The sequence below is a fragment of the Caldinitratiruptor microaerophilus genome, from assembly GCF_025999835.1.
Taxonomy (GTDB): domain Bacteria; phylum Bacillota; class Sulfobacillia; order Symbiobacteriales; family ZC4RG38; genus Caldinitratiruptor; species Caldinitratiruptor microaerophilus.
The window spans coordinates 2808011-2831114 of record NZ_AP025628.1; the positions used below are offsets into that span (position 1 = coordinate 2808011).

At 72.1% G+C, this 23104-nt stretch carries 17 protein-coding genes; 4 read left to right on the forward strand and 13 right to left on the reverse strand.

Annotated elements, in window-relative coordinates; genetic code table 11:
* Window positions 1-81: 81 nt before the first annotated feature.
* The 7 genes from caldi_RS13625 to caldi_RS13655 form a co-directional block, all read right to left on the reverse strand.
* Window positions 82-744, reverse strand: a complete 663-nt coding sequence (locus caldi_RS13625; protein ID WP_264842298.1) for a redox-sensing transcriptional repressor Rex — start codon at window positions 742-744, stop codon at window positions 82-84.
* An 87-nt stretch (window positions 745-831) separates the two neighbouring features.
* Window positions 832-1827, reverse strand: coding sequence for a polyprenyl synthetase family protein (locus tag caldi_RS13630; protein ID WP_264842299.1), 996 nt, complete (start codon window positions 1825-1827; stop codon window positions 832-834).
* A 142-nt stretch (window positions 1828-1969) separates the two neighbouring features.
* On the reverse strand, window positions 1970-2938 hold the full coding sequence (gene whiA / locus caldi_RS13635) for a DNA-binding protein WhiA (protein WP_264842300.1): 969 nt from the start codon (window positions 2936-2938) through the stop codon (window positions 1970-1972).
* On the reverse strand, window positions 2935-4395 hold the full coding sequence (locus caldi_RS13640) for a gluconeogenesis factor YvcK family protein (protein WP_264842301.1): 1461 nt from the start codon (window positions 4393-4395) through the stop codon (window positions 2935-2937). The genes whiA and caldi_RS13640 overlap by 4 nt, the downstream gene beginning before the upstream one ends.
* Entirely contained in the window at window positions 4392-5285 is an 894-nt protein-coding gene (rapZ, locus tag caldi_RS13645; protein ID WP_264842302.1) for an RNase adapter RapZ, read from the reverse strand. The genes caldi_RS13640 and rapZ overlap by 4 nt, the downstream gene beginning before the upstream one ends.
* Before the next feature lie 6 nt (window positions 5286-5291).
* Complete coding sequence (locus caldi_RS13650) at window positions 5292-6176, reverse strand: PHP domain-containing protein (RefSeq protein WP_264842303.1); 885 nt, start codon at window positions 6174-6176, stop codon at window positions 5292-5294.
* 26 nt (window positions 6177-6202) lie between these two features.
* Complete coding sequence (locus caldi_RS13655; RefSeq protein WP_264842304.1) at window positions 6203-6997, reverse strand: glucose-6-phosphate isomerase family protein; 795 nt, start codon at window positions 6995-6997, stop codon at window positions 6203-6205.
* Between the two features lie 376 nt (window positions 6998-7373).
* Between caldi_RS13655 and caldi_RS13660 the strand changes: the two genes are divergently transcribed.
* Window positions 7374-8384: a CPBP family intramembrane glutamic endopeptidase gene (locus caldi_RS13660; RefSeq protein WP_264842305.1), complete on the forward strand. Its 1011-nt coding sequence runs from the start codon at window positions 7374-7376 to the stop codon at window positions 8382-8384.
* Window positions 8385-8411: 27 nt separating this feature from the next.
* Here the strand turns inward: caldi_RS13660 and caldi_RS13665 are convergent, their stop codons facing one another.
* Window positions 8412-9548 (reverse strand): TIGR04053 family radical SAM/SPASM domain-containing protein, encoded by a 1137-nt coding sequence (locus caldi_RS13665; RefSeq protein ID WP_264842306.1) that lies wholly within the window; start codon window positions 9546-9548, stop codon window positions 8412-8414.
* A gap of 232 nt (window positions 9549-9780) precedes the next feature.
* Between caldi_RS13665 and caldi_RS13670 the strand changes: the two genes are divergently transcribed.
* Window positions 9781-11085, forward strand: coding sequence for a TlpA family protein disulfide reductase (locus tag caldi_RS13670; RefSeq protein WP_264842308.1), 1305 nt, complete (start codon window positions 9781-9783; stop codon window positions 11083-11085).
* On the opposite strand, the gene caldi_RS13675 is transcribed toward caldi_RS13670, so the two are convergent.
* The 3 genes from caldi_RS13675 to caldi_RS13685 all read right to left on the reverse strand — a co-directional run bounded on the left by caldi_RS13675 (window position 11058) and on the right by caldi_RS13685 (window position 15379).
* Entirely contained in the window at window positions 11058-11987 is a 930-nt protein-coding gene (locus tag caldi_RS13675) for a polysaccharide deacetylase family protein (protein WP_264842309.1), read from the reverse strand. The genes caldi_RS13670 and caldi_RS13675 overlap by 28 nt on opposite strands.
* A 47-nt stretch (window positions 11988-12034) precedes the next feature.
* Window positions 12035-14035 (reverse strand): excinuclease ABC subunit UvrC, encoded by a 2001-nt coding sequence (gene uvrC, locus caldi_RS13680; protein ID WP_264842310.1) that lies wholly within the window; start codon window positions 14033-14035, stop codon window positions 12035-12037.
* A gap of 120 nt (window positions 14036-14155) precedes the next feature.
* Window positions 14156-15379, reverse strand: a complete 1224-nt coding sequence (locus tag caldi_RS13685; RefSeq protein ID WP_264842311.1) for an MFS transporter — start codon at window positions 15377-15379, stop codon at window positions 14156-14158.
* Between the two features lie 236 nt (window positions 15380-15615).
* On the opposite strand from caldi_RS13685, the gene caldi_RS13690 reads away from it, so the two are divergent.
* Complete coding sequence (locus caldi_RS13690) at window positions 15616-17079, forward strand: ISLre2 family transposase (RefSeq protein ID WP_264841566.1); 1464 nt, start codon at window positions 15616-15618, stop codon at window positions 17077-17079.
* Between the two features lie 514 nt (window positions 17080-17593).
* Window positions 17594-19210, forward strand: a complete 1617-nt coding sequence (gene cimA / locus caldi_RS13695; protein ID WP_264842312.1) for a citramalate synthase — start codon at window positions 17594-17596, stop codon at window positions 19208-19210.
* Window positions 19211-19273: 63 nt separating this feature from the next.
* On the opposite strand, the gene caldi_RS13700 is transcribed toward cimA, so the two are convergent.
* A complete protein-coding gene (locus caldi_RS13700) occupies window positions 19274-19543 on the reverse strand; it encodes a 4Fe-4S dicluster domain-containing protein (RefSeq protein ID WP_264842313.1) in 270 nt (89 codons plus the stop codon).
* Between the two features lie 168 nt (window positions 19544-19711).
* Window positions 19712-22591, reverse strand: a complete 2880-nt coding sequence (uvrA, locus tag caldi_RS13705) for an excinuclease ABC subunit UvrA (protein ID WP_264844812.1) — start codon at window positions 22589-22591, stop codon at window positions 19712-19714.
* Window positions 22592-23104: the final 513 nt, after the last annotated feature.

A 23104-nucleotide genomic window follows, 5' to 3' on the forward strand; every position in this document is an offset into this window, starting at 1 on the left:
CACCTCGGCCTTTCTCCGTCGCCTCTCATCTTACCACGGCGAGGGCGGTCGGGGCGGAGGTGCGGGCCCCGGACAGGCGCTCTACGGCTGTTCGACCCGGACCTCATCCTCCTCCACCTGGCTGGCGGACGTGTAGTAGGCCAGGCTCTGCAGCTCGATGGTCAGGTCGATGTTCTGGAGGAAGACCCCCTCGGGGACCTTCAGCTTGGCGGGTGCGAAGTTGAGGATCGCCTCCACGCCGGCGCTCACCAGCGCGTCGACCGTCCGCTGTGCCTCCGACGCCGGCACGGCGACGATCCCGATCTTCACGCCCTCCTGCCGGACGACCTGCTCGAGTTCGGACACGCTGCGCACCACCACGTCGCCGATGCGGGTGCCCACCTTCAGGGGGTCCACGTCGAAGATCGCGGCGATCTGCACGTCCTTGTGCTTGGACAGGCTGTAGCGCGCCAGCGCGTAGCCCAGGTGCCCGGCGCCTACCAGGGCGGCCTTCACGCCCTGGTGCAGCCCGAGGATCCGGCTGATCCGCCGCCGGAGGAGGGCGGTGTCGTACCCGACGCCCCGCGTCCCGAACGCCCCGAAGTAGGCCAGGTCCTTCCGGATCTGCTCCGGCGAGAACCCCGTGCGCTCGGCGAGTTCGGCGGAGGAGACAATCGGCACCTCCTGCTCCTGCATCTCCTCGAGCACCCGCAGGTAGACCGGCAACCGCTTGATGGCCGCCTCCGGAATCTTGGGCCTGCGCACGCCCCCCTACCTCCTTCAGCCCGCCCGGGAGATGAAGCGCGCCCGGGTAAGTCGCCAAACCGGGAGGGCATGACCTCCCGGCGTGGGTCAGAACTGGCGGTTCACGACGAACTCGGCGATCCGTTTCAGTGTGTGCCGGCTGGCCAGTTCAGGCACCTTCTCCAGCTGGGCGTACGCCCGGGCGAGGTACTCCTCGGCCCGGGAACGGGCGTACTGCAGCGATCCCGCCTCCTCCAGGATCGTCCGGACGCGCGCCAGGGCCTCGTCGTCGATGGAACGGGCGGCGATCACCCTGTGCAGCTCGGCGGCGCGCCCGCTGTGGGCGAGGGCGTGGAGGACGGGCAGGGTCAGGATCCCCTGCTTCAGGTCGCCCCCGACCGGCTTGCCGACCCGCTCGGCCGCACCGGTGAAGTCGAGGAGGTCGTCGGCGATCTGGAAGCTGATCCCCACGGCCAGGCCGTACTCGTAGAGCGCCTGCACCTGCTCCGGGGAGGCGCCCGCCACCAGCGCCCCGAGCCGGCAGGACTCGGCGATCAGGTACCCCGTCTTCCGGGCGATGCGCTCGAAGTAGTCGGCCTCCGTCTGCCCGGTGTCGAACGCCGTGGCGATCTGCATGAGCTCGCCCCGGCTCATCTCGAAGACCACGTCGGCCATGATCCGGACCACGCGGTTGTCGCCGGTCTGGGCGAGCAGGGAGAACGCCCGGGCGAAGAGGTAGTCTCCGGTTAGCACCGACACGGGGTTGGACCAGCGGACGTTCACGGTCGGCCGGCCGCGGCGGAGCTGGGAGTCGTCGACCACGTCGTCGTGCACGAGGGTGGCCATGTGGATGAGCTCGACCGCGACGGCCACCGGGATCAGGTCACCCAAGCGGCGGCCCGGGAAGCGCGACGCCAGCAAGAGAAGAGCCGGGCGGATGCGCTTGCCGCCGGCCCGCAAGAGATACGTCGAGACCTCCCCGACCAGCCCGTCCTGCGTCGCCAGAGAGGCCTCGATGGCCTCCTCCACCTGCTGCAGTTCGGACTCGATCTCCCCGAACAGCTCCAGCGTGCTCCCGCGGGACGGCAGGGCCTGGGAGTTCACCCGATCACCTGCTTCAATGGATTTGCGGCCCGCCAGCCCTCTCCTTGGCGGGAACCGGCTCGTGAATGCGCCTGTGGCGCCTTTCCGGCTTGCCTGGGCCCCATTGTAACGTATCTGCCGTGCACCGTAAATGGGCTCACGTTCACAAGGCCGGGCCCGAGCCTTCCGGGAAGAGGCCGGCCGCCAGCCGCAGGATCTGCCGCATCCGGTGGTTGGCCCCCGACTTGCCCACGGGCGGGTGACACAGCTCCCCGAGCTCGCGCAGGCTCAGGTCCGGGTGCTGCAGGCGCAGCTCCGCCATCTCCCGCAGCGCCGGGGAGAGCCTGCCCAGGAGCCCGGCCGCCGCCAGGCGGCGGATCGACTCCGCCTGCCGGGCGCCGGTCTCCACCGTCTTCTGCATGTTGGCCGCTTCCGCGTTCACTTCGCGGTTGATCCGGTTCTTGACCTCCTTGAGCACCCGCACGTCCTCGTACCGGAGGCGCTGCTGGTGCGCCCCCACGAGCCCCAGGAACCGCACCACGTGGGCGGCTTCCTTCACGTACACGACCACCGACTCCCGCCGCCGCGCCACCCGCGCCGGCAGGCCGAGTCGTCCGAGCAGCCGCGCCAGGTGCTCGGCCACCTCGGGCCCGGGGCTGGTGAGCTCGAGGTGGTGGCCGCGATCCGGCCGGCTGACCCACCCCGCGCCCAGGAAGAAGCCCCGCAGGAAGGCCCGGGCGTCGCAGTCCCGCTCCCACACGGAAGGCGGGAGTTCAGACCGGAGCTCGCCGCCCGGACCCAGGATGGAGGCCGCCTGCAGGAGCGCCACCAGCTCCGGCTGGGGCGGCACGCGCACCCGGAAGGTGAGACCCTTGCGGAGCCGCCGCCGGCGCTCGACCACCACCTCGGTCCGCACGCCGGCCTCCTCGCGCAGGAGCCGGAGCGCCTTGCGGGCAGTGGCGGCGTGGCCGGTCTCCAGGGTGAGGCCGACCTGTCCCCCGCCCCGCAGGCTCAGGATCCCCGCCGCGCGCACGAGGCCGGCGAGCTCCGCCCGCCGGTCGCAGGCGTCGGAGGGCCACACCCGCGACAGCTCGTCCCGCACGCCGGCGGAAAAGGGGGCCTGGTCGCTCATGGACGATCCCTGCGCGCCGCCCCGGGCGCCGCCTCCGGTTGCGGCCCCCCGCCGGCCGGGGCGCCGGACCGCGTGGGGGCCGGCGCCGCCTCGCCGGCGCGACGGGCCAGCAGGCGCTCCTGCTCGCGCAGGCGCTGGCGCAACCAGAGCTGGTCCCACGGCGGCCGGTCGGCCCGGGACGGGTGGACAAGCATGAGGCGGGCGATCACCGTCGCCAGCCGGCCGGGGTGGTGGCGTACCAGATCGGCGTCCGTGTCGGCGACGTCGGCGCGGACCACCTGGACGCCCAGGCGCTCGATCTCGGCCACGTCCACGGGTACCGGCCGCGCCCCCTGCGTGGCGTAGCGCTGCTCGACGTGCGCCGGCACCGGGGCGGTGTTGACGACCACCCAGTCGATCAGCCCCTGCCCGGCGTGGGCGAGGATCGCCCGGACGTGGTCGGCGGCCGTGTACGCGTCCGTCTCGCCGGGCTGGGTCATGACGTTGCAGACGTAGATCTTCACGGCGGGGGAACGACGGATGGCCTCGGCGATCCCGGGGACCAGGAGGTTGGGGAGGATGCTGGTGTAGAGGCTGCCCGGCCCCAGGACGATGGCGTCGGCCTCGGCGATGGCCTGCAGGGCGTCGGCCACGGGCGCGGCGTCGGGCGGGTCCAGGAAGACCCGCCGGACGGCCCCGCCCGCCCGGGCGATGGCCGACTCGCCGGCGACCACGCGCCCGTCGGCCAGCTCGGCGTGCAGGCGGACGTCGTCCAGGGTCGACGGGATCACGCGGCCCCGGACCGCCAGCACCTGGCTGGAGGCACGCACGGCCTCGTAGAAGTCGCCGGTGGCCTCGGTCATGGCGAGGATGAAGAGATTGCCGAAGCTGTGGCCGGAGAGCCCCTCGCCCTGCTCGAAGCGGTGCTGGAACAGCCGCTCCATGAGGGGCTCGGTGTCCGCCAGGGCGACCAGGCAGTTGCGGATGTCCCCCGGGGGCAGGATGCCGAACTCGCTGCGCAAGCGGCCGGAGGAGCCGCCGTCGTCCGCCACGGTGACGATGGCGGTCAGGTTCGCCGTGTACTCCTTCAGGCCGCGCAGGACGGCCGGCAGCCCCGTCCCGCCGCCGATGGCCACCACCCGCGGCCCCCGGAAGAGCTGCCGCCGCCGGTAGAACTTCTCCGCCATGCCCCGCTCGCCGGGGTTCAGGGTCTCGAGCACGCTGCGGACCAGGCCATACACCGACGCAGCCGCCAGGCCCACGCCGGCCAAGGCGAGCAGCCCGGCGACGAGCCCCGAGGGGACGGGCCCGCGGGCCGTGGCCCACCGGGTGAGAGCGCCCTCCAGGCGGGCGAAGAGGCGGCCCTGCTCGAGGACGACCGAAACGCTCAGGCCCAGCAGCGCGATGCCGGCCGCGAACAGGAGCAGCCAGCGCTTGAGGCCGAGGCCGGGTTGGAACCAGCGCCAGATCCGGTTCATTCTCGCTCCTCTGCCCGGACCGCCCGGGCGTCGCGGTGCTCGACCGTCACCCGGTAGCCGCGCTCGCCCAGCCACTGGGCCAGCTGGCGCGCGACCACCACCGACCGGTGCTGGCCTCCGGTGCACCCCACCGCGATGGTGAGCTGGGTCTTGCCCTCGGCCTCGTACTGCGGCAGGAGGAAGCCCAGGAGACCCTGCAGGCGCCGCAGGAACTTCCGGGTGACGGCCCAGCGGTTGACGTACTCCTCCACGGCCGGGTCCTCGCCCGTGCGGTCGCGGAGCGACTGCACGTAATGCGGGTTCGGAAGGAAGCGGACGTCGAAGACGAGGTCGGCATCCATGGGCAGGCCGTGCTTGAAGCCGAACGACACGACGTGGACCAGGAGGCCGGGGCGCCCGTTCTGCGAGTCCTGCCCGAGCAGTTTGACGATCTCCTGGCGAAGCTGGTTCACCGTCATGTTCGATGTGTCGACGATGTACCCGGCGCGACCCCTGAGCTCCTCGAGGAGGCGGCGCTCCCGGCGGATCGCCTCCTCAATGCGGCCTTCCGCCGCCAGCGGGTGGCGGTGCCGGGACTCCTTGTACCGGCGGACCAGGACGGCGTCGGACGCTTCCAGGAAGAGGATCGTGTAGGGATAGCCGGCACGCTCCAGCTCGTCGAGCGCGCTCAGGGTCTGGGAGAAGAACTCCCCGCCCCGGATGTCGATGCCCAGCGCCAGGCGGCTGATCTTCCCCTCGGATTGTACGCAGAGTTCCGCCATTTTAGGAATGAAGGCGGGGGGCAGGTTGTCGACGCAGAAGTAGCCAACGTCCTCCAGACTCTTGAGGGCCTCCGTCTTCCCGGCCCCGCTGAGGCCGGTGACGATGACCAGCCGCACGTTCGGCTGCACGTCGGATCACCTCGGGGCCGTGCCGGACCCGGGAGGCGACACGGTCACCTCGGAAGTTCGCCCCCGCTCTCCCCCTTCCTGCCGGATCTCGCTGCCACCCCGGCCGGCGGGGCGGCCGGTCGCGGCGGCCGCGCGGCGCGGCAGGTCGGGCCCGCCGCGTGCACCGACCACCTGCTCCGGGCCGACACCGGCCGCCCGGGCCAGCGCCACGGCCCGGTCCAGGTCCCCGACCCGCTCCGGGGCGTGGGCGTCGGAGCCGAGCGAGAAGAGCGCCCCCTCCCGGGCGGCGATGCGGCAGTATTCCACGGTCATGTGCTCGTGGCCGGCGCTCAGCTCCAGCGCCGTGCCCCGCCCGGCGCACGCCCGGGCCAGCTCCCGGGTGTCGACGTCGAAGCCCCATCCCGGGTGCGCGACGATGTCGACGGAGTGGCGCAGCACCGCCTGCACCAGGGCGCGGGTGGCGACCTCCCTGGCCCGGGCCCGGACGCGGGGGGAGGGCCACCCGCGCGCGGCGTAGTGGGGGCCGAGGAGCCGCCAGGCGTCCCGCAGGGTCGGCGGCAGGACGGTCGGGTGCAGCGCGACGATCACCAGGTCGAGGGAGGACAGGAGGTCCGCCGGGACGTCGAGGTCGCCCTCCGGGGTCACGACGTTGGCCTCCACCCCCGCCAGGACCCGCAGCCCGGGCACCCGCGCCCGCACGCGCGCCACGTCCCGCTGCATCGCCCGGAGGCCGTCCGCCGTCGCCCGGATCCAGGGCCAGCTGCGGGGGCCGTGGTCGGCGATGCCCACCGCCTCCAGCCCGCGCGCCAGGGCCGCCCGGACGTTGTCCTCCACCGTGCCGCGGCCGTGGCTGTAGCGTGTGTGGGTGTGGTAGTCGGCGACGATCTCCATCGGTCGTCGTGTGCGCCGGCCGCGGCCTACCCGGCAACCCCGCGCATCAGCGCCTCTCCCCGTTCCTGGGGTCGGACGAGGTACGCGTAGCGGGACGGATCGGCAGCCGCCGCCCGGTACAGCGGGACGGCGGGGTCCAGGCCCAGGTCCGGTTGCGGGGCGGCGGACACGACCCGGAGGGACGGCACGGCCCCGTAGAGGGGGTTGGGCACGAACCGCGGCTCGCCGCCGTCGCCGGTCACGCAGTAGTACGCGCCGCCCCGCCTCAGCCGGTAGGGTTCGTACAGGGAGCGGAAGTCCTTCTCGACCAGGTTGGACATGACGAGGACGTCCGGCCCGGGGTTGATCGTGATGTGGCCGTAACCGGGCGGGATCAGGACCTTGTCACCCGGGGTCGCCTTCACCAGCACCACGTCCGACACCCCGTCTCCGCTGCGGCGCTGGAGCAGGTACCAGGCCGTGCCGTGGAGCACCTCGTAGATCTCCGGGTAGGGCAGGTTCGCCCCGGGCACGTCCGGGTGGTAGTGGCCGGCCGTCTTGGCGAACTCCCGTCCCACCCGCACGGGGAGGATCACGGTGATGTCGTAGCGCAGGCCGTGCGCGTGCAGCCGCTCCCGGTCCTGCGGGAACCCGACGTCCCGATACATGTAGTAGAGCTCGTCCGGCCCCGACGCGGCCGGATCCTCCAGGACCTCCCGCATCTCGGCCAGCGTCCGTACCGCCGGGGTCACGGGCGGCAGGCCGCCCCTGAACTCGAGGCGCCCTGTCCCGGGGTCGACCGCCAGCGGCAGCGCGGCCTTGCCCTCCAGACTCGTGAGCACGCGACCACTCCTTCGCCCTTGCGGATCGGAGGCCGGGCACGCATGCGACCCCCGCTTCATTCTACCCCAGGACGGGAAGCTCATCGCTCGCGTGCGGCGCCCGCCGGTGCCGCCGGAGGCAGGCCCGGTGCGTTGGGACCAACCTGCGTCCGGCACGGGGCACGCCCGGGAAGCCACTTCGCCAGACGGGGTCGTAGGCGGCGACCGTTGTTCCATCGGGAGGGACACGAGTCCGCGCGGCAGGGCATCTGCAGTTTTTGCAGATCGGCGGCCCGTAAAGTGCGGGGCGGAGCGCGCGGTCCGGGCGGCTGGAACCTGGTAGAATGGAGGTGTACCGCCGGTTCCACCCACCCTTCCCGTGAAAGGTCGGCTCCGCTTGGCTCACTCTGGCGTCCGCAACCGTCCCGGGGGCCCGCCGTCCCTGGCCCGTGCGAACGCCTACTTCGCCGCCGCCGTGGCGGCGGGGTGGCTCACGGCCCCGCTCCAGCAGCGGCTGGGTCTGGCCGGGGTGACGGTGTCCCAGGTCCTCCTGTTCGTGGTCCTCCCCCTCCTCTTCAGCCGCGGCCACGCCGTGCGGGAGACGTTCCGGCTGCGGCCGGTGAGCACAGAGGTCGTGGCGCGCAGCCTCCTGGCGGGGGGACTGGCCTGGGTGGCGGCCCAGGGCGTCGCCGCCGCCATCGTCCTGGGCATGCTGGCCGTGGGCGCCCGGCCGCCCAACCCGTACGCGGTGCTCCTCGCCCCGGGAACCCCGGCATGGGTCCTGATCCTCTTCATGGCCGGGGTGCCGGCGCTCGCGGAGGAGTTCGCCTTCCGGGGGCTCGTCCTCTCCGGTTACCGCTCGCTGGGCCCGAGCGCCGCCTGGGTCGCCGCCGGCCTCCTCTTCGGCCTCATGCACATGTCCCTGCTCCGGCTGCCCAACCTCGCCGGGCTGGGCATGCTCTTCGCCTACGCGGTGCAGCGAACCGGCTCGCTGATCCCCGCCGTGGTCATGCACTTCACCAACAACGCCCTGACACTGGGGTTGTACCTCGCCGCCGGCCGGCCGGACAGCGTCCCGGAGACGGCGAGCGCCGCCGGCCCGGGGGCTCTCCTCTGGATCGTGCTCGGCGCCGCCACCCTCCCGGCGCTTCGGGCCGCCGTGCGCGGGCTGCACGGGCCCCGCGGCGTCCGGGCGCCCGCGGCCCTCGCGGATGGCGGGCCCCCGCCCTCGGGAGCCGAAACCGACGCCGCAGAGCCCGAGGCGCCGGTGGCAGTGGGGCCACGGACAGCCGCAGGCCCCGGACCGGTGGTCCGGGGCCTGGAGGACTGGCTGCCGCTCCTTCTGGCACTGCCGCTCATCCTGCCGATGATGGCGGCCGAGGTGCACCAAGCCTTCGCGAGCGGCTAGCCGGGCCGGCGCGCGGCGGCCGGCGTATCACCCCGCGGCGGCGCGCGCCGCCGGCGGGACGTAGACGCAGGAAGGATCGCTGGCAAGGTGGTCGCCCGTCAAGGCCCAGGCCCGGGCCCGGGACCCGCCGCAGACGAACCGGTACTCGCAGACCCCGCACTTGCCCTTGAGGAGGTCGGGGTTGCGCAGCTCCCGGAAGAGCGGGGACTCGCGGTAGATCTTCGCCAGCGGCTGCTCGCGCACGTTGCCGGCGACGAGGGGCAGGAACCCGCTGGGGCAGACCTCGCCGATGTGCGAGATGAACACGAAGCCGCGGGCGTCGTTCACGCCGTACGACCCGAACCGGCCCGGCAGGGGGATGTCCGGCGCGTACGTCGGGGCGCCGCCTGCAGCCCCGTCACCCCGCCCGGGCGCCACGCGGGCCGGCCCCGGCAGCTCGCCGCCCATCTGCAGGGCGACCCGCCGGTAGAACGGCGCCTCCGTGGTCTTCACGGCGAACGGCACGCGGCCGCTCAGTTCCCACGCCCAGCGCAGGACCCGCTCGTGTTCCTCCGGGCTCACGAGGTCCTCGGCGACCCCCCGGCCGACCGGCACCAGGAAGAACAAGCTCCACAGCACGGCCCCGAGCTCCTCGACCAGCCGGGCGATGTCTTCCAGCTCGCCGATGCTGTACCGGGAGATGGTGGTGTTGATCTGCACCTCCATCCCCGCCTCGCGCGCGTAGCGGATGCCGTTCATGGTCCAGTCGAACGAGCCGCGGACCTTGCGGAAGGCGTCGTGGGTCTCGGCGCTGGCGCCGTCGAGGCTGAACGAAACCCGCCGGAGCCCGGCCTCGGCGGCCTTGCGCATTGCCTCGCGCTTCACCAGGGCGGTGCCGCTGGGGCTCGACGAGACCCGCAGGCCGATCGAGGTACCGTAGCGGATGAGGTCATAGAAGTCCGGGCGCATGAGGGGATCGCCGCCCGTGAGGACGAAGACCGGGCTCCCCAGCTCCCGCACCTGGTCCATGAGCCGGTAACCCTCTTCGGTGGTGAGCTCCAGCGGGTTCCGGTGGGGGATCGCCTCTGCCCGGCAGTGCTTGCAGGCCAGGGCGCAGGCCCGGGTGATCTCCCAGATCACCACCAGGGGCCTCTCGTCGAAGTCCCAGGTCTTGGGCTGAAACACCGGTGCTCACTCCTCCGGGGTGACCGGCGCAGGGGCTGGCCCTGCCCGCCCCTAACGTAGCCGGGAAACGCGCTCCGGGCCGTGACGGACATCACGCACCGTGGGGGACTCTTTGCCGGGTGCCGTCTGCCTTCCTGCAAGGCCTCCGCCCCCGCATACTCCCGGGGGTACTTGAGCCCGGCAGGCCCGCACGGTAAAGTAAGGGCAGACCAACGTTCAGGGAGCGTCGTCCATGCAGCGCTGGCTCAACATCGCGGCAGGAGCCCTGGTGGCGCTCGCCCTTCTCGGCGGCGTGCTCCGCCCGTCCGCCCTGCCCGGCGGGGGGCAGGTGCGTCCCGAGCCGGGGTACCTGGCACCGGAGATCGCGGGCCAGTCGCCCGACGGGCAGCCCATGCGCCTGTCCGCCCTGCGGGGCAAGGCGGTCTTCGTCAACTTCTGGGCGAGCTGGTGCCCGCCGTGCCGGCTGGAGATGCCGGACATCGACCGCCTGGCGCAGGACCTGCCCGAAGGCACGGCCATCTTCACCGTGAACGCCACGGACACCGAGTCGTCCCCCGACATGGTCCGGCGCTTCCTCGAGGTGACCGGCTACCGCTTCCCGGTCGTCATGGACCCGCGGGGCGAGGCCATGGCGGCCTACCGGGTGAGCGGCCTGCCGACGAGCTTCTTCATCGACCCGGACGGAGTGATCACGCGCCGCGTCACCGGCCCCCTGACCCTGCAGGCGATGCAGGCCGAACTCCAGGCAGCCCTGCGGGGCGCGCCGGGGACCACCGGGGGCGGCGCCTGGACGCTGCCGCAGGTCCCGGAGACCGTGAGCGTGGGCGGGGCCCAGGTGCGGGTATCCATCCTCCTCCTGATCCTCGGCGCCGTGCTGGCCGCGGCGCTGTCGGCCCCCGCCCTGCGGCGGCGGGGCCTTCCCGCCGGGGCGGCGGACGACCTCCTGATCGGCCTCCTGCTGGGCGGCTTCCTGGGGAGCCGGGTGGCGGCGGTGGTCGCGGACCCTGTCACCTACCTGACCCACCCGGCAACCCTCCTCGCCGCCACCGGCGGGACCGCCGCGTGGGTCGGCAGCACGCTCGGCGTGGCGCTGGGAGCCGGGTGGGCGCTACGCCGGTTCGCCCGCGAGCCGTCCGGCCGCCGCGACCCGGAGCGCCCGCGGCGGGTGCTGGACACCCTGGCCGCGCCGCTCCTCGCCGGCGGGGCGGTGGCCGCTGCGGGCGCGGTCGGGCTCGGGGCGGCCGCCGGCCTGGCGCTCGCGGCGGCCGGCACGGCGCGCCTCGGCCGGAGCGGCCGGCCCGGCCACGCGGCCCTGGGCGCGGCCGTCTTCGCCAGCCTCGGCCTGGTGCTCGGCGACTTCTTCCGTCTGGCTCCCGTGGTCTGGGGTGGGCTCTCGGCCCTACAGATCACGGCGACGGTCGTGGGGCTGGCCGCCGCCTGGCTGGCCGGCCGGCTCGCCCGCCCGGCGGGCGGCGATCCCCCTGCGAGCCCGCTGGCGGGGGCCGCCGGTCACGGGTCCAGCAGGACGAACGCGTAACCCCGCTCCCTGAGCCCGGCGATGATGTCGGGCAGCGCCTGGGCCGTCCACGGCAGCGTGTCGTGCATCAGGATGACTGCGCCCGGGTGCAGCACGGTGGCACCGGGGGCAGGGGGCTTCTCGGCCAGCACGTACCGGACGACCTCGGCCGGGTCTTTCCGCGTGTTGGCGAGCACCCAGTCCTGCGAGCCGTGGCTCCAGTTGATCAGTTCCAGGCCGAGTTCCTTCACCACGGCCAGCACGTCCGCGTTGTACATCCCGTTGGGCGGGCGGAAGTACCGGACGCGCTGGCCGGTCACGCGCTCGACGACCTGGTTCACGGGCTCGATCTCGGCGCGGATGGCGTCCCGCCCCTGGAGCCGCGTCAGCAGCGTGTGGTTCACCGTGTGGGTGCCGATCCGATGCCCCTCCTCGTGGATCCGGCGCAGCAGGTCCTCGTTCTTGGCGCCGTACCCGGTGACGAAGAAGAGCGCCTTCACGTTTTCCCGCTTGAGCACGTCGAGGATGAGCGGGGTCGTCTCGGGCTTGGGGCCGTCGTCGAAGGTGAGCATGACGACCTTCTTGCCCTTGGCCCGGGGGTCGTCGGAGCGCAGGGGCGCGCCGATCGAGGGGACGTACCAGTGGATCGTCTCCTCGGAGGGCCCGGCCGGACGGGTCGGTCCGGGCGGCGCGGTGCCCGCGGGGGCCTGCCCGACGGGCGCGGCCGGGGCCGTGGCCTGACCGGGCGGGTTGCCACTGGGGGCGACCGGTGCGGGGGCCGGGGCGGAGGATCCGGTGCCCTGTGCGGGCGAGCCCGACGGTCCCGGCGCGGCCTTACCGGATCCGGGGGCGGAACGCACGCCGCAGGCGGCGAGGAGAAGGGCCGCCGCGACCGTGGCGGCGAGCCGCAAGGCGTCTCGCATGCTCTCCCTCTTTCGTGGTCGGGTGAGGGACCCGGGCACCGGACGGGCTACTCCGCCTCGCGCTGCTGCTCCAGGTACTCCACCAGCCGCTCGGCGGCCTCCCGCGTCATCCCGGGCACGGCGGCGAGCTCCTCGGCCGTCGCCTCCCGGATGCGGCGCAGCGACCCGAAGGCCCGCAGGAGCGCCCGCTTGCGCTTGGGCCCGATGCCCGGGGCGCCGTCCAGCACGGACCGGCTCATCCCCTTGCGGTGCAGCTGGCGGTGGTACGTCACGGCGAAGCGGTGGGTCTCGTCACGCACGCGCTGGAGGAGGTGCAGGCCCGCCGACCCCCGGGGGAGGACGATCGGCTCCCGGCGCCCCTCGGCGAAGAGGAGTTCCTCCTCCTTCGCCAGTCCGAACGTGGGGATGGACTCGAGCCCCAGCTCCCGCAGCGCCTCCCGGGCGGCGGACAGCTGGCCCTTGCCGCCGTCGATGATGAGAAGGTCCGGGAAGGCCGCGAACTTCGGCTCTTCCGGGATCCGCCGGGCCAGCCCGTCCCGGCGCCGGCGGGCACGGCCGGCCCCATGGGTCCCGTCCGCAGCGGCCACGCCGGCAGCAGCCCCGGCGTCCGCAGCCGCGCCGTCTCCCGCCGCGACCACGGCGGCGGCCGCCTGCGCCTCCGCCCGGGCCCGGGCCAGCGCCTCCCGCTCGGCCAGGCCCCGCTTGAAGCGCCGGGTGATCGCCTCGGCCATGTTGGCGAAGTCGTCGTTGCGGTCGACGCGCATCTTGAACTTGCGGTAGTCGGACTTCTTGGGCTCGCCGTCCTCGAAGACCACCATGGCGGCGACCACGTCGGCTCCCTGGACGTGCGAGACGTCGAAGCACTCGATCCGCCGCGGCGGCGCGGGCAGGCTCAGCGCCGCCTGCAGCTCGGCCAGCGCTCCCTCCGTCGCCCGGCGCTCATGCTCGCGCGCCTGCTGGCGCTCGGCCATCGACTCCTCGGCGTTCTGGATGACGAGCTCGACCAGCCGGCGCTTCTCGCCCCGCTGCGGGCAGGCGATGCTCACCCTGGCGCCCCGCTTCTCGCTGAGCCACCGGGCGAGGAGGTCTTCCTCCTCCAGCGGGTCGGAGACGAGGATCTCCGGCGGGATGAAGTTCGTGCGGTTGTAGTGCTGCTGGATGAAGGCGGAGAGGATCTCGCCGCCCGATAGCCCATCGGTGTTGGCGAGGAAGAACTGGTCCCGTCCGACCAGCTTGCCCTGGCGGACGAAGAAGACCTGGACGCAGGCCTCGTCCTGGTCGCGGGCGTAGGCGATGACGTCCCGGTCCGCCATCTCGCTCGAGATGATCTTCTGGCGCTCGGCCACCTTCTCGACGGCCCGGATGCGATCCCGGATCTCCGCCGCCCGCTCGAACTCGAGGTTCTCCGCCGCCCGCTCCATGTCGGCGCGCAGGCGCTGGAGGACGTCGTCCACCTTTCCATCCAGGAAGGCCGCGACGTCCCGGACGGCCTGCTCGTACGCCGCGTGCTGCTCGAAGTCCGGAAGGCACGGGCCCAGGCAACGGCCGATGTGAAGCTGCAGGCACCCCCGCGGGTACCGGGAGGGATCGCTGCAGGTGCGCAGCGGGAAGAGACGCCGGAGCAGCTTGAGCGTCTCGTGCACGGCGCCGGAGGTCGTGTACGGGCCGAAGTACCGGGAGCCGTCCCGGCGCATCTGCCGGGCGATGAGCACCCGGGGCCACTTCTCGTGCAGGGTCAGCCGCAGGTAGGGGTAGTGCTTGTCGTCCCGCAGCTTGACGTTGTACTTCGGCTTGTGGCGCTTGATGAGGTTCGACTCGAGGATGAGCGCCTCGACCTCGTTGTCGGTGACGATGTGCTCGATCGAGGCGATCTGCCCGACCATCCGCTGCACCTTGGGCGGCAGGTTCCGGCTGGCCTGGAAGTACTGCCGCACCCGGTGCCGGAGGCTGCGGGCCTTGCCCACGTACAGGATCCGGCCCTCGCCGTCCCGGTAGATGTACACCCCGGGCCGGTCCGGCAGCGCCTGCAGCTGTGCCTCCAGGTCCATCCGTCCACCTCGCTCCCGCCCGGCGCCACGTGCAGGCACCTCTATTCTACTGTATGCCGCGGCCGGCCCCCCTCGCCGGGTGCCGCCCGCCTGCCGGCTGCCGGCCTCTCGCCTCGCGACCTACGCCTTGCGGCCGGCGACCGCCGGCGCCGGCGGGACGGCCTCCGGGACCGCCCGCTGCACCCACAGGATGTTGAGGGCGATGGCCGCGGCGGTGACCCAGAACACCATCCGCTGGCCCAGGAACCCGGCCACGAGGCCACCGGCCAGGGGCCCCACCGTATTTCCGAGGAACACGGCGCTGTTCACGACCCCGAACGCCCGACCCTGGAACTCGCTGCCCGCCGCCTGGGCGACCAGGGCGCTGGCCGCCGGCTGAATGCCGCCCAGGGCGAGGCCGACCAGGAACCGCAGGACGAGCAGCTGCCACGCCTGCGTCACGAACGACTGCAGCGCGTAGAGAACCGTCGCGGCGCCAAGACTCCAGAGGAGGACGCGGCGGTGGCCCAGGCGGTCGCCCGTGCGACCCAGGATCGGGGCGGAGATCACGGTGGCGATGCCCGCGGCCGAGAACACCGCACCCGCCATGATGTCGACCCAGTGCTCCGGGGTTTCCAGGTTCTTCAGGAAGAGCGTGAGGATCGGTTCCACGGTGAGGAGGCCGAAGAAGTTCAGGAAGTAGACCACGGTCATCGCCAGGAGCACGGGGTTCTGGACGACGTGGCGGAGGTCGGCCGCCAGGGTCGCCCGCGCCCTGGCCGGCGGCGGCTCGAACCGCTCGCGGACGAAGACCAGCACCGCGGTCGCCGCCGTCACGCAGGCGGCGGCAGTGAGGAAGAAGATCGGCCGGTAGCTGCCGATCGCCTTCGCCAGCACCCCGCCGATCAGCGGCCCGATGATGTTGCCGGCCCCGCTGGCCGTCTGCAGGATCCCCAGGGCGTAGCCGGTATGCTCCGCCGGCGTGTTGGCCGCCGCGAAGGCGACCGCAGCCGGGATGAAGCCGGAGAACACGCCCTGCAGGAGGCGCAGGCCGAACAGGTGCCACACGCTCGTGGCCAGGCCCATGAGCAGGACGGCGACGGACATCCCGTACCCCGAGCGGAGCATCTGGAGCTTGCGGCCGGTGCGGTCGGCGATGGCGCCCCAGATCGGCGAGAAGATGGCCATCATGGCGAAGTTCGCCGCGAACACCACGCCCGACCACAGCTGCACCTGCGCCGGATCCCTGACCCCGAGCTCCTCCTGGATGTACAGCGGGAGGAACGGGATCACGAGGCTGAACCCGGCCGAGACCACGAAGTTCGCCGCCCAGAGGACGTACAGGTTCCGGCGCCAGCCCTGCAAGTCGTACACTTCCCGACCCGAAACGTGAGATGCGCTTAACGTCTTAGCACATCCGCGGGCGGTTGTCCACCGCCGGCCGGGCACCGCAGCCCATGATCCGCACGCCGCCCATCATCCGCCCATCATCCGCCGCCCATCATGGCCGGATAACATTTCGGGAGGAGATGGTGGGGACAACAAAGAATGAGACCTCACCTGGTAGGTTGCGGTAGCAACCATCCCGACAAGGCCTGGTAATGGGTGAGGTCTCGATGTGGCTAGTTCGTGAGATCATGGACCTAATCCTGCTGCTGGTGCATGGGATCTCGGAGTTGCTGCGGACCCGCCACGACTTCATGGAACTGGAGAAGGGGATCTTCCGGCTGGTGCAGGAGGTGGCGCGACGGGCGCTGGTGCTGGCGTTGCACCGGCTGGACGACGAGCTGATGCGCCGGCGGGACGCGGCGCGATATGAGTTGGTGCACAGCAAGCCGCGGACGATCGTGACGCCGTTTGGGAAGGTGCAGGTGCGGCGGCGGTACTACCGGGACCGTCAGAGCGGGGAAGGCCATTTCCTGCTGGACGAGGCGCTGGGGTGGACAGCCCGCCAGCGGCTGTCGCCGTGGGCCACAGAACTGGCGGTGGCGATGGCCGCGGAGATGCCGTACCACCGGGCGGCGGCGGTGCTGGCGAAGCTCACGCTGGGGGGCATGGATGTCCGAGCGATGAGCGTCTGGCGTGAGGTCCAGGAGGTGGGCGCTGTACGGGTGGAGCAAGCCGAAGCGCAGCGCCGTGCAGTGTTCGACCGTGGCGAGGTGCCGGCGGGGCAGCGGCGGACCGAGCGGTTGCGGATTGAGGTGGACGAGGTGGTGGTCCAAGGCCGTGGTCCCCGGGGAGCCCACAGGCACCTGGGGCTGAAGCTGGCGGTCGGCTATGAGGGCAAAGAGCAAGTCGGGCAAAACCGGTGGCAACTGGTAGAGCGCCGGGTGACCGCAGGCTTGGCCAGTGCGGAGGTCTTCTCGGAGCAGACGTATGCGGATTTCGGCAGCAAGTGGGATCTGAGTGCGGTACAGGACGTGGTGGTGGGCGGCGACGGTGCCCCGTGGGTGAAGCAGTGGGCGGGGACGTTTGCCGGAGCGAGGTACCAGCTGGACCCGTTCCACCTCCGCCGGGCGCTGCTGGAGGGTCTGTCGCATGACGAGGAGGCCTACCGGAAGGCGGTGGAGGCCCTGAAGGTCAAGGACTGGAGCCAGGTGGAGCAGGTGCTGGCGACGGCCGAGCGGGCCAGTCGTGGGGCGCAGCGCAAGCGTGTGGCAGGGCTGCGGAAGTACCTGCAGGAGAACTGGGACGGCATCTGCCGTTCCGGGGCCGCAGACAGTTTGGGCACCATTGAGGGGCAGGTGTTCCACCATGTCGCCCGACGGATGAAGCGCCATGGAGCGCAGTGGAGTGACAGGGGAGCGGACCATCTGGTGCGGCTGCTGGCGGCCCGGGCGAACGGGGAATTGGCGGTGATGGGGCGGCAGGCCTGGCCGATGCAGTCGGAGGTGTTGCGCCAGGCAACCGGCTCGACGGCGATTCGGGTGCAGCCCGGGGAACTGAATGATCCGGAGGCATGGCTGCGGGTGAACCTGCCGGCGCTCAGCGGACCAGCTGCCGGCTCGCCGTGGGTCAAGTACGTGCTACGTGAGCTTGTGAGGGCGCTGCCGCGGAGTGCATAACGAACCAAAAAATTCGGGCCTTGTCGGGTCACCTACCGAAGCTTGACACGGCCGCCCATCATCCGCCGCTTGACAGGCAGGAGGGCCGTGCCATAAACTCATGCTCAAATCCAGCTCCGGAAAAGACGCACCAGAAGGTCGAGTACCCGGGCGCCGGGCGGCGCCAGAGAGCGGGGCCGTCGGCTGAAAGCCCCGCCCGCAGGGTCCGGGGAAAATCCCCTTCGAGTCGCCACCCGAACGGCGCGCGGCGCCCGCCCGGTGCCGGGCCCAGTAGGCGTGGACGGGACTCCCCCGTTACCGGGAGGCGGTATAAGCCGCCGTCCGCCCCGCCGGGCGGACGGCCGGGAGCCCGGTCCGACCGGGCGACGGCGGGCGGCCGTACCGACGAGCGGGCCGCTTCCGGCGGGCGGTCAATCAGGGTGGTACCACGGGAGGCGTCGCCTCTCGCCCCTGCGGGCGAGAGGCGATTTCCTTTTTCGCCGCCCGGGGGCGGCAGATCGGGAGCAGGGAGGTCATGCGCGTGCAGCCTTCGGTCGTGCTCTACGACACCACACTGCGGGACGGGAGCCAGCGGGCCGGGATCAGCTTCACGGTGGCCGACAAGGTCCGGATCGCCCGGCGGCTCGACGAGTTCGGCATGCACTACGTCGAGGGCGGCTGGCCGGGATCGAACCCCAAGGACGCGGAGTTCTTCCGCCTCATGCAGGACGAGCCGCTGCGGCGGGCCCGGCTCGTCGCCTTCTCCTCCACCCGCCGTCCGGGCGTCCGCTGCGAGGACGACATCATCCTGCGCCAGCTCCTGGACGCCGGAACGCAGGCCACGTGCATCGTGGGCAAGTCGTGGGACTTCCACGTGACCGGGGCGCTGGGGACCACGCTGGAGGAGAACCTCGCGATGATCGGCGAGACCGTCGCCTTCCTGCGCGCCCGCGGCCGGGAGGTCATCTACGACGCGGAGCACTTCTTCGACGGGTTCAAGGCGAACCCGGAGTACGCCCTCGCCACCCTGCGGGCGGCCGCGGACGCCGGCGCCGACTGGGTCGTCCTGTGCGATACGAACGGCGGCACGCTGCCGCACGAGGTGGAAGACATCGTCGCGATGGTGCGGGAGGCGCTGCCGGGCGTGCGGCTGGGCATCCACACGCATGACGACAGCGGCGTGGCCGTCGCCAACACCCTCGCCGCCGTCCGGGCCGGCTGCACCATGGTGCAGGGCACCGTCAACGGCTACGGCGAGCGCTGCGGCAACGCGAACCTGTGCGCGGTGATCCCGAACCTGCAGCTCAAGCTCGGCTACGCATGCGTGGAGCCAGAGGCTCTCAAGGGGCTCACCGCCCTCGCCGGCTTCGTCAGCGAGGCGGCGAACCTCCCGCCGTGGGACGCCCAGCCGTACGTCGGCCGCAACGCGTTCACCCACAAGGCGGGCATCCACGTGAGCGCCCTCCTGAAGTCGACGGCCATGTACGAGCACGTGCCGCCGGAGAGCGTCGGCAACGAGCGGCGCGTGCTCGTCTCCGAGCTGAGCGGCCGGTCGAACCTCCAGTACGCCTTCGGCGGGGACAGCCTCGACCCGGAGCAGTCGAAGGCCCTGCTGGACCGCATCAAGGCGCTGGAGCACGAGGGGTACCAGTTCGAGGGCGCCGAGGCCTCGCTCGAGCTCCTCCTCCGCGACGAGGGCCAGCCCCGACCCTTCGAGCTCGAGAGCTTCCGGGTGATCATCGAGCGGCGGGGCGGCGAGGTGCCGCGCGCCGAGGCGTCGATCAAGGTCCGGGTGGGCGATCGGACCGTCCACACGGCGGCCGAGGGCAACGGTCCGGTCAACGCCCTCGACGTCGCGCTGCGCAAGGCCCTTTCCGAGATCTATCCGTCCCTCAGTCGCGTTCGCCTCACCGACTACAAGGTGCGGGTGCTCGAGGGCTCGGAGGGGACCGGCGCCCGGGTCCGGGTGCTGGTGGAGTCCACCGACGGCTCCCGCCGCTGGGGCACCGTCGGCGTCTCCACCAACGTCATCGAGGCGTCGTGGCAGGCCCTGGCCGACAGCCTGGAGTGGCACCTCCTGCGGGAGGCCCGGGACACCGCCCGCGGCGCCACCGCGACGGCGGGCGACGCCTCCCGGGCGGCGGCCGGCTGATGCACGCCGAGGCCCGGCGCCCCCGCGCCGGGCCTCTGCCGAACCGGTACCGTGCCGGCCTGGTTACTTCTTGTAGTAGTCGGCGTTCTTCTGAATATACTCCCGCATGTTCTCCGGCACTTCGTCCATCGGGAAGATCGCCGAGACCGGGCACACCGGGACGCAGGCACCGCAGTCGATGCAGGTGTCGGGGTCGATGTAGAGCTGCTCCGCCGCGTCGAACGCCTCCTGGCCGTCGCTCTCCGGATAGGGATGGATGCAGTCGACCGGGCAGGCTTCGACGCAAGCACGGTCCTTGGTGCCGATGCAGGGCTCCGTGATCACGTGGGCCATTGCCGCCACGATCCCCCTTCGGATTCGGTCTCAACCAAACCTTTTTCGCACCGGGGGCGGGAACTCCTCCTTCGCCCCCGGAATGGCGCCCATGCGCTCCGCGAATGCAGCAGGGGCGCGTGACCGGTAGTGTCCCCACCCGCCCGGCACGGCAACCCGGGGCCCGGGTCAGTCGCCGGCCATCCGGGAGGCCGCGTCGAGGCCTGCCGCGCGGGCCCCGGCCGCCACCGCGGCCCCGCCCCCGAGGATCCGCCGCAGGAACTGCCCCGTGTACGACTCCGGCACCCGGGCCACCTGCTCCGGCGTCCCCTCGGCGACGATCCGCCCGCCCCGGTCGCCCCCCTCCGGCCCCAGGTCGATGATCCAGTCCGCCTGCTTGATCACGTCCAGGTTGTGCTCGATCACCAGGACCGTGTCCCCGGCGTCCACCAGACGCTGCAGCACGTCCAGGAGCCGGTGCACGTCGGCCATGTGCAGGCCCGTGGTGGGTTCGTCCAGGATGTAGAGCGTGCGGCCGTTCGAGCGCCGGCTCAGTTCGGTGGCGAGCTTCACCCGCTGCGCCTCGCCGCCGGAGAGCTCGGTGGCCGGCTGGCCCAGCCGGATGTAGCCCAGGCCCACGTCCTGCAGCGTGAGGAGCTTGCGGTGGATCCGGGGCATGGGGGCGAAGAACTCCACCGCCTCGTCGACGGTCATGTTGAGCACGTCGGCGATGTTCTTCCCCTTGTAGCGCACCTCCAGCGTCTCCCGGTTGTACCGGGCGCCCTTGCAGACCTCGCAGGGCACGTAGACGTCAGGCAGGAAGTGCATCTCGATCCGGATGATCCCGTCGCCCTTGCACGCCTCGCAGCGGCCGCCCCGGACGTTGAAGCTGAAGCGGCCCTTCTTGTAACCCCGCATGCGGGCCTCCGGCGTGGAGGCGAAGAGGTCGCGGATGAGGTCGAACGTGCCCGTGTACGTGGCCGGGTTGGAGCGCGGCGTGCGGCCGATGGGGCTCTGGTCGATGCCGATCACCTTGTCCAGGTGCTCGAGCCCCTCGATGCCGTCGTGAGCGCCGGGCCGCACCCGGGCCCCGTTCAGGCGGGCGGCCAGCGCCTTGTAGAGGATCTCGTTCACCAGGGTCGACTTCCCCGACCCCGACACGCCCGTCACGCACACGAACATGCCGAGGGGGATGCGGACGTCGATCCCCTTCAGGTTGTGCTCCCGCGCGCCCTTCACGACCAGGACGTTCCCGTTCCCCGGCCGGCGGACCTCCGGCACCGGGATCCGCTTCCGCCCGCTCAGGTAGGCGCCGGTGATCGAGCGGGGCTCGGCCAGCACGGCCTCGACCGGCCCGCTCACCACCACCTCGCCGCCGTGGGCGCCAGCCCCGGGGCCGATGTCCACGACCCAGTCGGCGGCGCGGATGGTGTCCTCGTCGTGCTCGACCACGATCAGGGTGTTGCCCTGGTCCCGCAGGCGCCTGAGGGTGTCGATCAGCTTCTGGTTGTCCCGCTGGTGCAGGCCGATGGACGGCTCGTCGAGGATGTAGAGCACCCCAACCAGGTGCGAGCCGATCTGCGTGGCCAGCCGGATCCGCTGCGCCTCGCCGCCGGAGAGGGTCCCGGCCGCCCGGTCGAGCGTGAGGTAGTCGAGCCCCACGCTGACCAGGAAGCCGAGGCGGTCCTGGATCTCCTTCAGGATCTGGTGGGCGATCATCCGCTCCCGCTGCGTGAGGTCGAGGTTCCCGAAGAACTCCCGGGCTTCCAGGACGGTGAGCCGTGTGGCCTCGGCGATCGACTTGCCGCCTACCTTCACCGCCAGGCTCTCCGGCTTCAGCCGGGCCCCGCCGCAGGCGGCGCAGGGACGGGCGGTCATGAACTCCTCCAGGTACTCCCGGGCGGCGTCCGACTGCGCCTCCCGGTACCAGCGCTCGAGGACGCGCACGACCCCCTCGAAGTACGCCTCGTACGTCTTCAGGTGGCCGTACATGTTCTCGTAGCGGAAGCGGACCTTGCGGTCGGGCAGGCCGTAGAGGAGCACCCGCTCGAGCTGCGGGTCCTGGTCCTGCAGGGGCTCCGTCAGCGAGTAGCCGAGCTGCTCCACGAGCGCCTCCACCATCGCCTGGTGGTATTGCGAGTGGGCGCCGGCCCAGGGGACGATCGCCCCGTCCTCGATGGACTTCGTCCGGTCGATGACGAGCTCGGGGTCGATCTCCATGTGCGCCCCCAGGCCCGAGCACGCCGGGCAGGCACCGTACGGGCTGTTGAAGGAGAACATCCGCGGTTCGGGCTCGGGGATCGACACGCCGCAGTCCGGGCAAGCGAAGTTCTGGCTGAAGAGCATCTCCTCGCCGCCCACGACGTCGACGGTCACCAGGCCGCCGGAGAGGTTCAGGGCGGTCTCGAGCGAGTCCGCCAGGCGCTGCCGGCTTCCCGGCCGCACCACGACCCGGTCGACGACCACCTCGATGGTGTGCTTCTTCTTCTTGTCGAGCTCGATCCGCTCGGTGACCTCGTGCACCTCGCCGTCGACCCGGACCCGCACGTACCCCTGCTTGCGGATGTCCTCGAGGATGCCGGCGTGCTCGCCCTTGCGGCCCCGCACCAGCGGGGCGAGGATCTGGAGGCGGCTCCCCTCCGGCAGCGCCTCCAGGCGGTCCACCATCTGCTCGACGGTCTGCTGGCTGATCGGCCGCCCGCAGTTCGGGCAGTGCGGCCGGCCGACCCGCGCCCACAGGAGGCGCAGGTAGTCGTAGATCTCCGTCACCGTGCCGACCGTCGAGCGGGGGTTGCGGCTCGTCGTCTTCTGGTCGATCGAGATGGCCGGCGACAGCCCCTCGATCAGGTCGACGTCGGGCTTGTCCATCTGGCCGAGGAACTGCCGCGCGTAGGCAGAGAGCGACTCCACGTAGCGCCGCTGGCCTTCGGCGTAGATGGTGTCGAAGGCGAGCGACGACTTGCCGCTCCCGGACAGGCCCGTGAACACGATGAGGCGGTCCCGCGGCAGCTCCAGGTCGATGTTCTTCAGGTTGTGCTGCCGCGCCCCGCGGATGACGATCTTGTCCAGCGGCGCGACCCCCCTCGGGTGCGCACTTATTATAGCACTTACTGGCGCATGGGCTCCCGCCGGCGGCGATCGCGTGCGCGAGGGCCGCGCGGCCCGCCTGCGGCGGGAGTTCGACTTCTGGCTGGAGGTCCTGGAGGATCACGCCGAGTTCATCCGGTCGCACCTGGACCCGGCGGAGGAGCGGGCGGAAGCCGCCCCGGCCGTCACCGGTACCGTGACCGCCCTCGCCCGCCCGGGAAGTCGAGGCGGAGGCGAGGTGAGGCGGCCTCCCACCGCGGCGCGCTTCGCCGGCGGTGGCGCGTGCGGTGCGTTCGCCGGCCGCGCCGGTTCCGCGTGGCGGTGTCCCGTGCGCCCGGGCGGGACGACGTGCACTTTCTGCACTGGGGATAGCGTGCAGAAACCGCACCTTGAGACCCCCACAGCGCTTGAGAACCCGACGCCTGGAGGTGCACCCCACCGCCCGTGCAGTTCTTGCACGTTGGCCCGGGGCCCGGGGGCCGGCAAGGCCCGCTT

Coding starts and splice junctions, on each gene's coding strand:
- caldi_RS13700 (WP_264842313.1), bottom strand. CDS start 19,543: ATGGCCCACGTGATCACGGAGCCCTGCATCGGCACCAAGGACCGTGCT.
- caldi_RS13640 (WP_264842301.1), bottom strand. CDS start 4,395: ATGAACCGGATCTGGCGCTGGTTCCAACCCGGCCTCGGCCTCAAGCGC.
- caldi_RS13675 (WP_264842309.1), bottom strand. CDS start 11,987: ATGCGAGACGCCTTGCGGCTCGCCGCCACGGTCGCGGCGGCCCTTCTC.
- caldi_RS13670 (WP_264842308.1), top strand. CDS start 9,781: ATGCAGCGCTGGCTCAACATCGCGGCAGGAGCCCTGGTGGCGCTCGCC.
- uvrC (WP_264842310.1), bottom strand. CDS start 14,035: ATGGACCTGGAGGCACAGCTGCAGGCGCTGCCGGACCGGCCCGGGGTG.
- caldi_RS13690 (WP_264841566.1), top strand. CDS start 15,616: ATGGGTGAGGTCTCGATGTGGCTAGTTCGTGAGATCATGGACCTAATC.
- caldi_RS13650 (WP_264842303.1), bottom strand. CDS start 6,176: ATGGAGATCGTCGCCGACTACCACACCCACACACGCTACAGCCACGGC.
- whiA (WP_264842300.1), bottom strand. CDS start 2,938: ATGAGCGACCAGGCCCCCTTTTCCGCCGGCGTGCGGGACGAGCTGTCG.
- cimA (WP_264842312.1), top strand. CDS start 17,594: ATGCGCGTGCAGCCTTCGGTCGTGCTCTACGACACCACACTGCGGGAC.